Origin of the sequence: Ensifer sesbaniae (assembly GCF_013283665.1) — a bacterium.
In the GTDB taxonomy this organism is placed as follows: Bacteria; Pseudomonadota; Alphaproteobacteria; order Rhizobiales; family Rhizobiaceae; genus Ensifer; species Ensifer sesbaniae.
Genome location: NZ_JABEKU010000001.1, coordinates 899,312 through 915,721, shown reverse-complemented (window position 1 = coordinate 915,721; position 16,410 = coordinate 899,312). Strand labels below are relative to the sequence as shown.

The 16,410-nt window shown below is 62.2% G+C and carries 13 protein-coding genes; 5 read left to right on the top strand and 8 right to left on the bottom strand.

Translation table 11 applies throughout. The features are described from left to right. Nucleotides 1–182 precede the first annotated feature (182 nt). Complete coding sequence (locus BHMPCIPO_RS04430) at nt 183–329, bottom strand: hypothetical protein (RefSeq protein ID WP_173515643.1); 147 nt, start codon at nt 327–329, stop codon at nt 183–185. A gap of 235 nt (nt 330–564) precedes the next feature. Further along, nucleotides 565–1,749: a BaiN/RdsA family NAD(P)/FAD-dependent oxidoreductase gene (locus BHMPCIPO_RS04425; RefSeq protein ID WP_173515642.1), complete on the bottom strand. Its 1,185-nt coding sequence runs from the start codon at nt 1,747–1,749 to the stop codon at nt 565–567. A gap of 124 nt (nt 1,750–1,873) precedes the next feature. On the opposite strand from BHMPCIPO_RS04425, the gene BHMPCIPO_RS04420 reads away from it, so the two are divergent. From BHMPCIPO_RS04420 to edd, 5 genes are all read left to right on the top strand, one after another. Continuing rightward, nucleotides 1,874–3,310, top strand: coding sequence for a glutamine synthetase family protein (locus BHMPCIPO_RS04420; protein WP_173515641.1), 1,437 nt, complete (start codon nt 1,874–1,876; stop codon nt 3,308–3,310). A 15-nt stretch (nt 3,311–3,325) separates the two neighbouring features. Beyond that, nucleotides 3,326–4,612, top strand: coding sequence for an NAD(P)/FAD-dependent oxidoreductase (locus tag BHMPCIPO_RS04415; RefSeq protein ID WP_173515640.1), 1,287 nt, complete (start codon nt 3,326–3,328; stop codon nt 4,610–4,612). A 95-nt stretch (nt 4,613–4,707) separates the two neighbouring features. Beyond that, nucleotides 4,708–6,183, top strand: a complete 1,476-nt coding sequence (gene zwf, locus BHMPCIPO_RS04410) for a glucose-6-phosphate dehydrogenase (protein WP_173515639.1) — start codon at nt 4,708–4,710, stop codon at nt 6,181–6,183. Between the two features lie 7 nt (nt 6,184–6,190). Next, nucleotides 6,191–6,889 (top strand): 6-phosphogluconolactonase, encoded by a 699-nt coding sequence (gene pgl, locus BHMPCIPO_RS04405; protein WP_173515638.1) that lies wholly within the window; start codon nt 6,191–6,193, stop codon nt 6,887–6,889. A 193-nt stretch (nt 6,890–7,082) separates the two neighbouring features. Further along, a complete protein-coding gene (edd, locus tag BHMPCIPO_RS04400) occupies nt 7,083–8,903 on the top strand; it encodes a phosphogluconate dehydratase (RefSeq protein WP_173515637.1) in 1,821 nt (606 codons plus the stop codon). A 144-nt stretch (nt 8,904–9,047) separates the two neighbouring features. Here edd and BHMPCIPO_RS04395 read toward each other — a convergent pair whose 3' ends face one another. The 6 genes from BHMPCIPO_RS04395 to BHMPCIPO_RS04370 form a co-directional block, all read right to left on the bottom strand. After that, nucleotides 9,048–9,458, bottom strand: coding sequence for a hypothetical protein (locus tag BHMPCIPO_RS04395; protein WP_173515636.1), 411 nt, complete (start codon nt 9,456–9,458; stop codon nt 9,048–9,050). A 135-nt stretch (nt 9,459–9,593) separates the two neighbouring features. Then, a complete protein-coding gene (locus BHMPCIPO_RS04390; protein WP_173515635.1) occupies nt 9,594–10,682 on the bottom strand; it encodes an ABC transporter ATP-binding protein in 1,089 nt (362 codons plus the stop codon). 53 nt (nt 10,683–10,735) lie between these two features. Then, on the bottom strand, nt 10,736–12,388 hold the full coding sequence (bglA, locus tag BHMPCIPO_RS04385; protein WP_376741646.1) for a beta-galactosidase BglA: 1,653 nt from the start codon (nt 12,386–12,388) through the stop codon (nt 10,736–10,738). 27 nt (nt 12,389–12,415) lie between these two features. Continuing rightward, a complete protein-coding gene (locus BHMPCIPO_RS04380) occupies nt 12,416–13,561 on the bottom strand; it encodes a carbohydrate ABC transporter permease (RefSeq protein WP_173515633.1) in 1,146 nt (381 codons plus the stop codon). 1 nt (nt 13,562) lies between these two features. Beyond that, nucleotides 13,563–14,576, bottom strand: coding sequence for a carbohydrate ABC transporter permease (locus BHMPCIPO_RS04375; protein ID WP_376741617.1), 1,014 nt, complete (start codon nt 14,574–14,576; stop codon nt 13,563–13,565). Between the two features lie 189 nt (nt 14,577–14,765). After that, the gene (locus BHMPCIPO_RS04370) at nt 14,766–16,124 is read right to left on the bottom strand and encodes an ABC transporter substrate-binding protein (protein ID WP_173515632.1); all 1,359 of its coding nucleotides are present in this window, start codon (nt 16,122–16,124) and stop codon (nt 14,766–14,768) included. Nucleotides 16,125–16,410: the final 286 nt, after the last annotated feature.

Sequence of the window (16,410 nt, the reverse complement as noted above, 5' to 3'; positions counted from 1 at the left end):
GGTCGATTTAAGGAGACATGCAGTAGGCAACGCGAACCTGACGAAACTCACTTCGTCGTACTATTTAATTTGAACGATTAAAATTTGTATAAGCGCGATCGCCTGCGGCAGAAAATCCGAAGGAGCGCGGGGCGCCTCAACTGCGCCCGAGGAACCGGCCGTCTAAAGCCGGTCGCCTGAGATCAGAACCAAAGGGCCGGAAGAGCTGCGAGGGCGGCAACGGCGAAAAAAGCGATCAGTGCGAGGCGCGTGATTGCGGCCTTCTGCTGACGGCTTTCGTCGGTGCGGGCGATCGCTATGGCACGGGGACGGCGGCTTGGTTGGTTCATGGCATCCTGTCCTTGTCACATCGACCGGCAACCATCGACCCGGATGAACCGGCTTGCCAGTCACACATATATTGCAGCCATGCCGTGGCGGAGGAAAGTCAAAAAATGGGAAACAGTGTTATTTCCGTTTATGTGACAATCCGATCTCACCAACCGCCGGCTGTGCCGACAAAAACAGAGGTTCGATCAGACCCGTTAACAATCGCTGAAGCACGGCCCGCCAAAAGCGGGGAAATCACACGTCCTGCCCGGCGGCAAAGCCCGAGGCCCAGGCCCATTGGAAATTGTAGCCGCCGAGCCAGCCGGTCACATCGACACATTCGCCGATGAAGTAGAGACCCGGCACCGCCTTCGCCTGCATCGTCTTGGAATCGAGCCCATTGGTATCGACGCCGCCGAGCGTGACTTCGGCGGTACGATAGCCTTCCGAACCGGCGGGCTTGATCGTCCAGGCCTGGATCGAGGACGAAAGCTGGTCGATCGTCTTGTCCGAGAGGTCGGCCAACTGGCGCCCGGTCAGCTTCGCGCCCTCGACGAAAAACTGCGCAAGCCGGCGCGGCAGGATATCACCGAGCGCCGTCTGCACCGCCTGCTTGCCGTGGGTGCGCCGGATTTCCTTGAGGATTGAAGCGATGTCGATGTCGGGCATCAGCCGCAGCACGATCTCCAGTCCTTCGCGCCAATAGGACGAGATCTGCAGGATCGCCGGGCCGCTGAGGCCGCGATGGGTGATCAGCACTGCCTCCCGAAAAGCTGTCTTGCCGCACCGGGCTTCGGCGTCGGCAGCGACGCCCGACAGTTCGCCGATCGTTTCGAGCTGCGCCGGATCGAGGGTCAGGGGCACGAGGCCCGGCCGCGTTTCGACGATGCCAAGCCCGAACTGCTCGGCGATCCGGTAGGCGAACCCGGTCGCTCCCATCTTCGGGATCGACTTGCCGCCACTGGCGATGACGAGCGATTGCGCGTCGATAGGCCCCTCATCCGTCATGACGCGGAAGCCCGCGCCATGACGTTCGACGCTTTCGATCGTTGTCTCCAGCCGCAACTCGGCGTGCACGTCGCGCATTTCTGCGAGCAGCATCCTGATGATGTCCTTGGCCGAATGGTCACAGAAGAGCTGGCCAAGCGTCTTTTCGTGCCAGGCGATGCCGTGCCTTTCGACCAGGGCAAGGAAATCACGCGGCGTGTATCGCGCCAGTGCCGACTTCGAGAAATGGGGATTTGCCGAAAGGAAGTTCTTCGGCCCCGCATGGATGTTGGTAAAATTGCAGCGACCACCGCCGGAGATGCGGATCTTTTCGCCGGGCGCCCTGGCATGGTCGAGCACGAGCACGCGGCGCCCGCGCTTGCCCCCCTCGATGGCGCACATCATGCCCGCGGCACCGGCGCCGATGATGACCACATCCTTCTTTTCAGCCACGAAACACCCCAGCTCTTTTGTCTTTCCTTCCCGATGGCGGAGACGAAAGTCAATGACGAAGCCCATCTAGCCAATTGCCAATCTGCGGTTATGATGCGCTATCCGAAGCCAAAACCGGTGATTTATGCCCTCCAAGAGAAGTGCTGCCCAACAAACAACGAAAATCAGCAAGACCTCGAAAATCCCCCCCGCCCTGCATTCCCTCCGCGGCGTGAAGACCTGGAAGGAAGCCACGGACTGGCTCAAGATCCGCGGCATCGAAGACATCGAGTGCATCACGCCCGACCTCGCCGGCGTGCCGCGCGGCAAGATGATGCCGACCTCGAAATTCACTTCCAACACTTCGCTGGCACTGCCCTCGGCGATCTACCGCCACACGATTTCGGGCGAATATCCTGATGAAACCGGGCAGTTCCGCTATGATTCCCGCGATAGCGACATCAAGCTCGTACCCGATCTCTCGACCCTTTCAGTCGTGCCCTGGGAAACCGACCCGACGGCGCAGGTGATCTGCGACATCGTCGGCTCGCAGGGCGAACAGATCAGCTACACACCGCGCGCCGTGCTGAAGCGCGTGGTCGATCTCTACAGGCAGAAGGGTTGGAAGCCGGTGGTGGCACCGGAAATCGAGTTCTATCTCGTCGCCCAGAACGACGACCCGGACTATCCGCTGCATCCGCCGAAAGGCCGCTCGGGCCGCTCCATCCTTGGCGGCCAGGGCTATTCGATCGCCGGCATCAACGAGTTCGACGAACTGATCGACGACATCTACCACTTCTCCGAAAAGCAGGGCCTCGAGATCGATACGCTGATCCACGAGGAGGGCCCGGCCCAGCTCGAGATCAACCTTCGCCATGGCGACCCGATCGAGCTTGCCGACCAGGTCTTCCTGTTCAAGCGCACGATCCGCGAGGCGGCGCTGAAGCACGGCATCTATGCGACCTTCATGGCCAAGCCGATGCAGGGCCAACCGGGTTCGGCGATGCACATCCACCAGTCGGTTGTCGAGATCAACACCGGCCGGAATCTGTTCTCGAACCCGGATGGTTCGGCATCGAAGGAGTTCTTCCACTTCATCGGCGGCATGCAGCACTACGTGCCGCGCACGCTGGTCATGATGGCGCCCTACGTGAATTCCTATCGCCGGCTGACGCCCGACATGTCCGCGCCGGTCAACACCGCCTGGGGCTACGACAACCGCACGACGGCTTTCCGCATTCCGGTGTCGGAACCGATCGCCCGCCGCATCGAGAACCGGCTGCCGAGCTCGGATGCCAACCCCTACCTGGCGCTCGCCGCCTCGCTCGCCTGCGGTTATCTCGGCATCATCGAACAGCGCGAGCCGACGGCACCGACCGAGGACACGGCGAACGAAGGTGAGATCCTCCTGCCGCGTGGCCTGCTCGAAGCCGTCGCCCTGCTGGAATCGGCTCCATCGCTTGCGGAGGTGCTAAGCCCCGAGTTCATCGCCATCTATGCCGGCGTCAAGCGCGGCGAGTTCGAGACCTTCATGCAGGTCATCAGCCCCTGGGAACGCGAATTCCTGCTTCTCAACGTCTGACCTCAGAGGTTCTCCATGCCCTGGCAAAGCCCGATCTCGCCCGGTTATTCCTGGTATGAGGCAACCGTTCCGGACCGACCTGAGTATCCCGTCATGCCGGGATCGCGAAAGGCCGACGTCGCGATCGTCGGCGGCGGCTATACCGGGCTGCAGGCGGCCTACAACCTGGTGCGCCAGGGCGTCGACGTGACCGTGATCGACGCCTGCTGCTTCGGCGACGGTGCCTCTGGCCGCAATGGCGGCCAGTTAGGCACCGGGCAACGCGCCTGGGCGGACGAGACCGAGGAAAGCCTCGGTCATGAGCGGGCACAGGCACTCTTCGACATGGCCGAGAATGCCAAGCGCTATGTGCTCGACTTCGCCAGCGCGCACGAAATAGACATCGAATTCGTGCCAGGCCAGCTCTCGGTGGGTCACAAGCAGAGTCTCGAAAAGGACTACCGCGACCATGCGGAAGCCATGGCAACGCGCTTCGGCTATCCGCACCTGTCCTTCATGGGCCGCGAGGAAACCGCAAGCCGGCTCGGATCGAGCCATTACCATTTCGGCATCCGCGACGCCGGGACCGGCCATATCCACCCGATGAAGCTGCTGGTGGGTCTCGCAAGACAGGCCGCCCTTGCCGGCGCCAATCTCTTCGAGCAGACGAAAGCCCTGAGGATCGATCGCAGCCGCGGTGCGATCGTCATCACCACGGACCGTGGCACAATCACCGCCGATCGCGTGCTCGTCGCCTGCAACGCCTATATCGGCAACCTGGAGCCGGTGAGCGCCAGCCACGTCATGCCGATCCGCTCCTTCATCGGCGCAACGACGGTGCTTTCCGACCACCCGACTGTCATTCCCGGCGGTGAATCGGTCGATGATTCGCGCTTCGTCGTGCGCTATTTCCGCAAGTCGCGGGACGGGCGGCTGCTTTTCGGCGGTCGCGAGGCCTACACCGCCGATAACCCGCGCGACATCTCGACCCACATCCGCCGACAGATCAGCGAGATCTATCCGGAACTGGCCAATATCGAGATCACCCATGCCTGGGGCGGCTCCGTCGGCATCACCATGCCGCGCACGCCCTTCTGCCGCGAGGTCATGCCCGGCGTCACCTCGATCGGCGGCTATTCCGGCCACGGCGTGATGCTTTCCAACTATTGCGGCAAGCTCTATGCGGATCTCGCGCTCGGCAAGGACACCGAGCTCGATCTCTTGAAAGCCCTGAAAATCCCGGCTTTTCCCGGTGGTGGGCGGTTCCGCTCCTCCCTTCTCTTCCTCGCGTTAAGCTGGTACGCATTACGCGACAGGTTCTGAAAAGCGCTTCCGTGGCATTTTATTGCACCGCACTCTAGCGCTTTTAAATCGATTAGATTATATGTGCCCGTGACCTGAACAGATCGAGATATCCCATGAGCAGCCAGATCATTCCCGTCGAACCATTTGATTACGTGGTGTTCGGGGGCACCGGCGATCTTGCGGAGCGCAAGCTGTTGCCGGCGCTCTATCATCGCCAGTTGGAAGGCCAGATCACCGAGCCGACCCGTATCATCGGCGCCTCGCGCGCAGCGCTCAGCCATGAGGATTATCGCAAGTTTGCCGTCGATGCGCTGAAGGAGCACCTGAAGGCGGACGAATACAAGGAAGAGGAAGTCGCGAAGTTCGCTGCCCGCGTGTTCTACGTGTCCGTCGACGCCAAGTCGGACCAGGGCTGGGATGCGCTGAAGAAGATCCTCGAAGAGGGCAAGGAGCGCATCCGCGCCTTCTACCTCGCAGTCGGCCCGGCGATCTTCGGTGACATTTCCGAACGCATCCGCGATCACAAGCTGATCACCAAAAACACCCGCATCGTCGTCGAAAAGCCGATCGGCCGCGACCTCGCCTCGGCGACCGAACTCAACGACACGATCGGCAAGGTCTTCCGCGAAGAGCAGATCTTCCGCATCGACCACTATCTCGGCAAGGAGACGGTGCAGAACCTGATGGCGCTGCGCTTCGCCAATGCGCTCTACGAGCCGCTGTGGAACTCCGCCCATATCGACCATGTGCAGATCACCGTGTCGGAAGCCGTCGGCCTCGAAAACCGCGCCGGCTACTACGACAAGGCGGGCGCGCTGCGCGACATGGTGCAGAACCACATCCTGCAACTCGTCTGCTTCGTCGCCATGGAAGCGCCGACCTCGATGGACGCGGAAGCGGTCCGCGACGAAAAGCTCAAGGTTCTCCGCGCGCTGAAGCCGATCACCTCGGCGAATGTCGAGCAGGTGACGGTGCGCGGCCAGTACCGCGCCGGTGCTTCGGCCGGCGGTCCGGTCAAGGGCTACCTCGAGGAGCTCGAAGGCGGCATCTCGAACACCGAGACCTTCGTGGCGATCAAGGCCGAGGTCAGCAACTGGCGCTGGGCCGGCGTACCCTTCTACATCCGCACCGGCAAACGTCTCGCCGGCCGCATGTCGGAGATCGTCATCACCTTCAAGCAGATCCCGCACTCGATCTTCGACAACAATGCCGGCCGCATCTCGGCCAACCAATTGGTCATCCGCCTGCAGCCGAACGAAGGCGTGAAGCAGTCGCTGATGATCAAGGACCCTGGCCCGGGCGGCATGCGCCTGCGCAACGTTTCGCTCGACATGAGCTTCGCCGAGGCGTTTGCCGTGCGCAACGCTGACGCCTATGAGCGGTTGCTCTTCGACGTCATCCGCAACAACCAGACACTGTTCGTGCGCCGCGACGAAGTCGAGGCTGCGTGGAAGTGGGTCGACCCGATCCTGAAGGCCTGGGAGGAAACCGGGCAGCAGGTCCAGGGCTACACCGCCGGCACTTGGGGTCCGAGCCAGTCGATCGCGCTGATAGAGCGTGACGGCCGCACCTGGAACGATGCGATATAGGTGCCCGATGACGACGCAGCTTCATACCTTCGAGAACGGCACGGCACTGGCGGAAGGCCTGGCTGAAGCCGTAAGCAGTGCACTTTCTGCCGGCATCGCGACGCGCGGCGCCGCGAGCATCGCGGTTTCCGGCGGCTCGACGCCCAAGGCTTTCTTCCAGGCGCTGTCCAGGAAGGACATCGCCTGGGACAAGGTAACGGTAACGCTCGTTGACGAACGTTTCGTGCCGCCGGAAAGTGACCGTTCGAACCACGGCCTGGTTGCCACCAACCTGCTTCAGGGCAAGGCAGCCAAGGCCAAGTTCCTGCCCCTTTACCACGCGGCTCCGACCGCTGAAGCTGCCGCGGAACTTGCAAGCCGGGAAACGGCCGCAATCGGCGCACCGTTCGACGTGGCCATTCTCGGGATGGGAACGGACGGGCATACGGCGTCGTTCTTCCCCGGTGGGTCGCAACTCGCGCGCGCCATCGACCCGGCAACGCCGCGCGGGGTGATCACGATGGAGGCGGAAGGCGCCGGCGAACCCCGCCTGACCTTCACCTTTGCCAGCCTTCAGGATGCGCGGCTGCTGGTGCTGCACATCGAGGGCGAAGGCAAGAAGACCGTTCTCGCCAAGGCGGAAGAAGCCGGCGACGAGAAGGATATGCCGATCCGCGCGATGCTGCGCCGTGCCGCATCGCCGGTGCAGATTTACTGGGCGCCGTAGATCGAATGCTGTTGGGTCGAACAGGCCCAATATCAAAGTGGAGACACGTTCAGCCTGTGGTGCGCCCCACCGGAACGGACACGTGTTTCTGAGAACTGCCGGGACGCGACGTGCGCTCTCCCAAGCCCGCCGCGCTCCGGACCGATGACTGGATGAAGATGAGGAGTCCCAAGGCTCCGGAACAGGATTTGCCATGTCCGCCGATTCCCGCATTGCCTCGATCACCGCTCGCATCGTCGAGCGTTCGAAACCGCACCGCGAACCCTATCTCGACCGCATCCGCCTTGCAGCGTCGAGCGGCCCGCACCGCAGCGTCCTCGGCTGCGGTAACCTTGCGCACGGATTTGCCGTCTGTTCCCCCGCCGAGAAGGTAGCGCTTGCGGGCGACCGCGTGCCCAATCTCGGCATCATCACCTCCTATAATGACATGCTCTCGGCGCACCAGCCGTTCGAGACCTATCCGGCGCTGATCCGCGAAGCCGCCCGCGAGGCGGGTGGCGTCGCCCAGGTTGCCGGCGGCGTGCCGGCCATGTGCGATGGCGTCACGCAGGGGCAGCCGGGCATGGAGCTGTCGCTCTTCTCGCGCGACCTGATCGCCATGGCCGCAGGCGTCGGCCTGTCGCACAACATGTTCGATTCCACCGTCTATCTCGGCGTCTGCGACAAGATCGTACCGGGCCTCGTCATCGCGGCGCTGACCTTCGGCCACCTGCCGGCCGTCTTCGTGCCCGCCGGTCCGATGACTTCGGGCCTGCCGAACGACGAGAAGGCGCGCGTACGCCAGCTCTTTGCCGAAGGCAAGGTCGGCCGTGACGAGCTTCTCGAAGCGGAATCAAAGTCCTATCACGGACCAGGCACCTGCACCTTCTACGGCACGGCCAATTCCAACCAGATGCTGATGGAGATCATGGGCTTCCATCTGCCGGGCGCCTCCTTCATCAATCCCGGCACGCCGCTGCGCGACGCGCTGACGAAGGAAGCGGCCAAGCGGGCGCTGGCGATCACCGCCATGGGCAACGAGTTCACGCCCGCCGGCGAAATGATCGACGAGCGCTCGATCGTCAACGGCGTCGTCGGCCTGCATGCGACCGGCGGCTCGACCAATCATACGATGCATCTCGTCGCCATGGCGCGTGCCGCCGGCATCGTGCTCACCTGGCAGGATATCTCCGAGCTTTCCGACATCGTGCCGCTTCTGGCGCGCGTCTATCCGAACGGGCTTGCCGACGTGAACCACTTCCATGCCGCCGGCGGCATGGGCTTCTTGATCAGCCAGCTGCTGAGCGCCGGCCTGCTGCACGACGACGTGCGCACCGTTTTCGGCCAGGGGCTCGACGCCTACAAGATCGACGTCCGGCTCGGCCCCAATGGTGGCGTCGTACGCGTGCCGACACCGAAGGAAAGTGCCGATCCGAAGGTGCTGGCGACCATCGACCAGCCCTTCCAGCACACGGGCGGCCTGAAGATGCTGACCGGCAATCTCGGCAAGGCGGTCATCAAGATCTCCGCCGTCAAGCCGGATCGCCACGTCATCGAGGCCCCGGCGAAAATCTTCCACGATCAGGCCGAACTCAACGCCGCCTTCAAGGCCGGCAAGCTCGAGGGCGATTTCGTCGCCGTCGTGCGCTTCCAGGGTCCGAAGGCCAATGGCATGCCGGAACTGCACAAACTGACGACCGTGCTCGGCATCCTGCAGGATCGCGGCCAGCGCGTCGCCATCCTCACCGACGGGCGCATGTCCGGCGCCTCCGGCAAGGTGCCTGCAGCAATCCACGTGACACCGGAAGCCAAGGATGGCGGCCCGATCGCCCGCATCCAGGAAGGCGATATCGTCCGCATCGACGCCGTCACCGGAACGATCGAGGTCCTGGTCGAGGACATCGCGCTGAAGACGCGCGTGCCCGCGCATGTCGATCTCTCGGACAACGAATTCGGCATGGGTCGCGAGCTTTTCGCGCCGTTCCGGGCGATTGCAGGTGCTGCCGACCAGGGCGCCAGCGTTCTCTTCAACTGAGACGTAAAGAGCGCCGCCTCCTGATCCGGGGCGGTGCTTTTCAGGAAAGCCGATAGGGTCGCTGCATGGCTATGGTCCGATCCGGTGGCGAGGAACACAACCATCCATTGAGTTCTGCGGGACAGTCAAGCCCGAGGTCACTGGTTAACGGTAGATGTCGAGCGTCCGGTTGCGATGGTTCGGATGCGTGCTGTAGACGAAGATGCGATTGAGATCGCGGTCGGTCAGCAGCCGGAGAAACCGCGCTTCGATGAGATTGTTGGCATGCACGCGCTTCAACAAGCAGCCGACCATCTGGATGCGGGCACTCGGGATATCGAGATAAAAGTTCTGCGGCAGTTGATACTGCGTCAGAATACTGAGGACGGCACCGCTCTTCGACAGCTTGATGATTTCGCAGCGCCGCGAGCTCAACTGCGTCATGCCCTTCTCGGTATACTCGATGCGCGCCTCGTTCCGTGTGTCCTCCATGGGAAAGTTCGCTTCCCGATCGTACATGAACGACTCTTCCTTGTTCAGGAAGTGCCGCTGCATTACAGGCGCCGCGCCTCTCATCGATATGCCTTTCTTATCCCCTTTTGAGACAGGGTAGCGGCAGAGATTTAACAGAGGGTTTGATCTGCAGGTTGCATTGAAAAAACCCGCCCGATTTCCCGGGCGGGTCGAAAAGCCCGAGGTCGGTATCGTCACTCAGGCGCGATAGCTGCGGCCTTCGGCATCGAAGAGGTGCAGCTTGGCCTTGTCGGCGGTGAAGCGCACCTTGTCGCCGCGATGAACCGGCAGGATGCCGGGGATCTTGGCGATGATCGGCTCCTTGTCCACGAGCCCTTCGATGTAGAGCAGCGTCACTTCGCCGAGCGCCTCGACGATGGAGACCGTGCCTTCAAACAGGAAGGCCTCGCCAGTCGTGACCTGCAGGTCTTCCGGCCGTACGCCGAAGCTCGCCGTCTTGCCGTTTTGCAACGAGTCCGTCGGGATATCCAGCGTCACGCTCTTGCCGCCGGTCAGCTTCACCGTCGTTTGCGCGCCGGTGGCGGTAACGGTTGATGGAATGATGTTCATCGCCGGCGAGCCGATGAAGCGGGCAACGAAGAGATTGGCCGGACGCTCATAGAGCTCCAGCGGTGCGCCGACCTGCTCGATGTGGCCCTGTGACAGCACCACGATGCGATCGGCGAGCGTCATCGCCTCGACCTGATCGTGGGTGACGTAGATCATCGTCGTATCCGACATCTGCTCGCTGAGCTTGGCGATCTCGATGCGGGTGGCGACGCGAAGCGCCGCGTCCAGGTTCGAGAGCGGCTCGTCGAACAGGAAGACCTTGGGGTTGCGGCAGATCGCGCGGCCGATGGCGACGCGCTGGCGCTGGCCGCCGGACAGTGCCTTCGGCAACCGGTCGAGATATTTGGTGAGCTGCAGGATTTCGGCGGCGTTGCGCACGCGGCGGTCGATCTCCTCCTTCGTCTCCTTGGCAATCCGCATGCCGAAAGCCATGTTGTCGTAGACCGTCATGTGCGGGTAGAGCGCGTAGGACTGGAACACCATGGCGATGCCGCGCTTCGACGGCGGCACGGTGTTGACGCGCTCGCCGTCGATGAACATGTCACCGCCGGTAATCTCTTCGAGACCGGCGATCATGCGCAACAGCGTCGACTTTCCACATCCGGAGGGGCCGACGAAGACGATGAACTCGCCCTGCTTGATGTCGAGATTGATGCCATGAATGACATCGACCGCGCCGTAGGACTTGCGGATATCTTTAAGCAGCAGACCTGTCATCACACCCTCCCCTTCGGTTCTTCCCGTCTATCCTTGCTCTCATAATTCGGTCCTCAGACCAGCCGCGCGAAAAACGCGCCCCAGGCCGGCAGTTTCACAGTTTTGTCCTGGACCTCCGCGACGAAGCCGTGTCCTTCCAACGCGGCAACCGGCTCGTTCGGCAGGGCGGCCGTCGCCGGTGCGCCGCTCATGTTGAACAGGCAGAAGAGCTTCTCGTTGCCGTAGCTGCGCACGAAGGCGAGAACCTCTCCATCGGTGCTGAGGAACGCGATCTCGCCCTTGGCGAAAGCCGGATGGGCTCTTCTGAACTGCAAGAACCGGCGGTAATGTTCGAGAACGGACGCCTGGTCTCCCTGCTGCACCGATACGGCGCGGGCGAGATGTTCCGCCGGCACCGGCAGCCAGGGTTTTGCGCTGCCGAAGCCGCCGTTGACCTTCGCACCGTCCCAGACCATCGGCGTACGGCAGCCGTCGCGGCCCTTGAAATCGGGCCAGAACTGGATGCCATAGGGATCCTTCAGATCCTCATAGGCAAGTTCGGCTTCCGTCAGCGCGAGTTCCTCGCCCTGATAGATGCAGACCGATCCCCGGAGCGACATCAGCAGGCTCGCGAGCAGCTTCGCATGGGCGTCGCGATCGGCAACACCATCGCCCCAGCGGCTGACATGGCGCACGACATCGTGGTTGGAGAAGGCCCAGCAGGCCCAGCCCTCGGGTGCTGCCTTCTCGAAATTGCGGAGAACCTCGGCAACGGTGGCCGGCGTCAGCGGATCCGGCGCCAGGAACTCGAAGGCGTAGCACATATGCATCTTGTCGCCGCCGGAGGTGTATTCTCCGGCAATCTCGAGGCCGCGCTGGCTGTCGCCGACTTCGCCGACCGCCGCAATCGCCGGAAACTCGTCCATGACCGCGCGGAAGCGCTTCAGGAATTCCAGGTTCTCCGGCTGGTTCTTGTCGTAGAGATGTTCCTGATAGTTGTAGGGGTTCACGGCCGGGGCAGTCTGGGCATTGCGGCGCTCGGGCGCCAGCGCCGGATTGTCGCGCAGCTTCTTGTCGTGGAAGTAGAAGTTGATGGTGTCGAGGCGGAAACCGTCGACGCCGCGCTCCAGCCAGAAACGCTCGACGCCGAGCAGCGCCTCCTGAACTTCCGGATTGTGCAGGTTGAGGTCCGGCTGCGAGGTCAGGAAGTTGTGCAGGTAGTATTGCAGGCGGGTCGGATCCCAGGCCCAGGCCGAACCGCCGAAGATCGACAGCCAATTGTTGGGCGGGGTGCCATCCGGCTTCGAATCCGCCCAGACGTACCAGTCGGCCTTGGCGTTCGTCCGGCTCGACCGGCTTTCGACGAACCAGGGATGCTGGTCGGAGGTGTGCGACAGCACGAGATCGATCATCACCCGGATGCCGAGGCGGTGTGCCTCCGATATCACGGCGTCGAAATCGGCAAGGCTGCCGAAGATCGGATCGATGTCCGTATAGTTGGAGACGTCGTAACCGAAGTCCTTCATCGGCGAGGTGAAGAACGGAGAAATCCATATGGCATCGGCACCGAGTGCTGCGATGTGCGGCAGCCGGGCAACGATACCCTTGAGGTCACCGATGCCGTCGCCGTTCGAGTCCTGGTAGGAGCGCGGATAGATCTGGTAGATCACCGCGCCGCGCCACCAGTCCCGGTCAGGCTGCAAAGTGGATTGGCTCATTTCGGTCATGCTCATTTTGGTCGAAAGTCCCTTTTGTCAGCCGCCCTTGACCGATCCCGCCAGCAGACCGCGCACGAGATAGCGCTGCAGGCTGAAGAAGACGATCAGCGGAACGACGATGGTGATGAAGGCGGAAGCCGTCAGGATTTCCCAATTGCCGCCGCGTGAACCGAGCAAGTTGACGAGCCGACCGGTCAGAACCAGTTCGTCAGGCCCCGCGCCCAGGAACACCATCGCGACCAAGAGGTCGTTCCAGGTCCACAGGAACTGGAAGATCGCAAAGGAGGCGAGCGCCGGGAAGGACAGCGGCAGGATGATCTTGACGAAGATATCGAAATCGCTGGCGCCGTCGACGCGGGCGGATTCCATGATTTCGCGCGGCAGGCCGGCCATGTAGTTGCGAAGCAGATAGATCGCGAGCGGCAGACCGAAGCCGGTATGCGCAAGCCAGATGCCGACATAGGTCTTGGCCGGCACACCGAAAAACGCACCCACGCCGTTGTAGAGCTTCAGCAGCGGAATCAGCGACATCTGCAGCGGCACGACCAGCAGGCCGACGACGACGGCGATCAGGATCGCCCGGCCGGGAAACGGCATCCAGGCGAGCGCATAAGCGGCGAAGGCAGCGATCATGATCGGGATGATCGTCGCGGGAACGGCAACGGTCAGCGAGTTGATGAAGGACCGGCCGATGTTTTCGGCGCCCAGCACCTCGGCATAATTGTCGAAGGTGAAACGTGGCGGCGACGACGCGGTCACGAAGATACGCTGGCCGCGTGAACCCTCTATTTTCTTGTCGGAGACGATCTCGAAACTGCCGTCAGCCTGAACGGTCAGCTTTTCGCCGTCGTTGAGTTCGGCGGTTTCGCCGGCCTTGAAGGCGGTCGGCTCGCGGCTCGAAAAACCGAAAGCGGAGATCTGACCGGTCTGTCCGTCGAGCAGGTTACCGGAAATCACGAACTTGCCGTCGCGCTCCACCTGGGTGTCCGGGCCGGGCGCCCGGACGACGATGTTCTGCGACGATGTCGAAAGCGCCGTCCACCAGCCGGACACGGCAAGCTGATCCTTGTCGCGCAGCGACGAGATCAACAGGCCGGCGGTCGGCAGCGTCCAGAGCGCAACGATCAGCAGCACCGAGAGGTGGACGACCCACATGAGGGGGGAGCGTGTCGCTGGATTCATCTCAATGCCCCTTCATTTCCTTGGCCGCGTTGCGGATGTTCCAGACCATGATCGGAATGACGAGGATCATGATGACGACGGCGATCGCCGCGCCACGGCCGAAGTCACCGCCCCCGCGGAACATCCAGTCGAACATGAGGTTGGCGAGCACCTGGCTCTGCCATTGGCCATTGGTCATGGCGAGAACGATATCGAAGACCTTCAAAACCAGAATGGTGATGGTCGTCCAGACGACGGCGATCGTGCCCCAGATCTGCGGCACCATGATCTTGAAGAAGATCTGCCAGCCATTGGCGCCGTCGATGACGGCCGCTTCGATCGTTTCTTCGGGAATGCCGCGAAGCGCCGCGGACAGGATGACCATGGCGAAACCGGTCTGGATCCAGACAAGGATCGCCATCAGGAAGAAATTGTTCCAGAAGGGCAGCGTGATCCAGGCCTGCGGGGCGCCGCCGAAGGCGACGACGATGGCGTTCAGCAGACCGATCTGCTCGGCACCCTCGGGGCGAAAATCGTAGATGAATTTCCAGATGACCGCGGCGCCGACGAAGGAGATCGCCATCGGCATGAAGATCAGCGTCTTGGCGATATTGCCCCACCAGATACGATCGGTCAGCGCAGCGATGATAAGACCGAAAAAGGTTGCGAGCGCGGGGACCACCAGCAGCCAGAGGAAGTTGTTGTAGATCGACTGGCGGAACTCGCCGTCGTTGATCATCCAGGCATAATTGCTGGCGCCGACGAAGTTCTGTCCCGCGCGATCATGAACGCTGTACCAGAGCGACATGAAGACGGGATAGATAAGATACACTGTCAGCGCAAGGAGCGCCGGCCCCAGGAACAGCCACGGGCGGATGGCGTTGGTGATACGCAGGTTTCGCGACGCAATCGCGCCGGATTTCCCCTTCGACGGGAAGATCAGGTCGAGAATGAAACTGGTTCCCCAGAAATAGGCGGCACAGCCGATGACCCCGCCCAGCATGAATCCTGCAGCCTTCACAAGCTGAAACAACATGACATGTCCCTCCCCCTCGGTGCACGATCACGTGCAGGGCTGGCGATTGTCGCCGTTCTCATTGGGGCCCGCCACTTCTCATGGTTGAGAGCGGGAAGCGAACGGAAAACCGCATACATTTTCCCCGTCCCGCACTGGCGTGCCCGGGTCGGCAACGGGCGGCATTTCTGCCGCCCGTCATCGGTTGTGTTACTTGATGGCGTCCCAGGCTTTCTGGACGCCGTCGGCGACGTCGGCGGACGACTTGCCGCCGACGAAATCGACCATGCCGGTCCAGAACGCGCCCGCGCCGATCTTGCCCGGCATCAGGTCGGAACCGTCGAAGCGGAAGGTGGTGGCGTTCAAGAGGATCTCGCCCTGCTTCTTCAGCGGCGGGTTGCCGTAGGTCTCGACGTTGACGCTCTTGTAGGGCGTCAGGAAGCTCGTCTGCGCCATCCAGACTTCATGCGCGATCGGCGTCTTCAGGAAGTCGATGAAGGCGCGTGCGGCCGGCGAATCCTTGGTGATCATCGCCAGCGTGCCGGCGCCGAGCACCGGATTGCCGAGGTCCTTCTTGCTCTCGTATGGCGGCATGTAGAAGAAGTCGGCGTCTTCGCCGATCACCGTTCCCTCCGGGAAGAAGGACGGGATGAACGATGCCTGGTGGTGCAGGTAGCACTTCGGCGGCGAGGCGAAGAGGCCCTTCGGGCTGTCGCGGAAGTCGGTGGAGGCAACGGCTGCGGCACCGCCATCGACGAACTTGTCGTTCTTGGCGAACCAGCCGAATTCGTCGAGCGCGCCGACGACGGCGGGATCGGTGAACGGGATCTCGTTCTTGACCCACTTGTCATAGACGTCGGCCGGCTGCGTGCGCAGCATCAGGTCTTCCACCCAGTCCGTCGCCGGCCAGCCGGTCGCGCCGCCGGAACCGAGGCCGATGCACCAGGGCTTGCCGCCGTCGGCGGCGATCTTCTCGGTCAGCGCCTTCAGCTCTTCCATGGTCTTCGGCACTTCGTAGCCGGCGTCCTCGAAGTTTTCCGGCACGTACCAGACGAGCGACTTCACGTCGATCTTGTAGGGAAACCCATAGAGCGCGGCGTTGCCGTCCTTGCCCTTGTAGGTCGAGAGATCGACCCAGGACTGGCCGGCGGCGTAGTTGTCGAGCAGCCACTTCTGGGTGTCGTCGCCAAGCGGCGTCAGGTAGCCCTTGGAGGCGAGATCGGCGATCAGACCCGGCTGCGGGAGGATCGAGATTTCGGAGGGGCTGCCGGCCTGTGTGTCGATGACGATCTGTTGCTCATAGTTTTCCGAGGACGAATACTTGATTTCCGCGCCGGTCGCCTCGGTGAAGTAGGCGTAGACGCTCTTGAACAGAGCCTCGTCCTCGCCGCGCCACGGACCGAAGATGGTCAACGTCTGACCCTTGAGGTCGTGGCCCTTCTTGAATTCCTCGAAGCTTGCCCAGTTGAACTTGTTATCTTCACCCGGCTTGAACTTGAGGTCCGCGGCGCCGGCGGTTCCTGCAAACAGGGCAAACGCCGCCACGCCCAACAGCAATGATCTCTTCACGTCCTTCTCCTCCCAAGATGAACCCGGATCCCGCCGGGCAGACGACAATGCGCAAAAATTCAAAGCGCTTTGAGTTCGCTAACAAACCATTGCGACACTCCAGGAGTCAAGAGCTTTCCCATCCCTGTCCCCGATGCGACGAATTTGTGCTTTGCGGTAACATTTTGCACCGCGCAATGGTTGAATTCCGCTTTGTTGCTCGAAAAACGGATGCTACACAAATCCTCGGCGCTGGGAACCAAACACCAAAAATCATACGGATATCCAAAGCGCTTTGGGAGGAAAT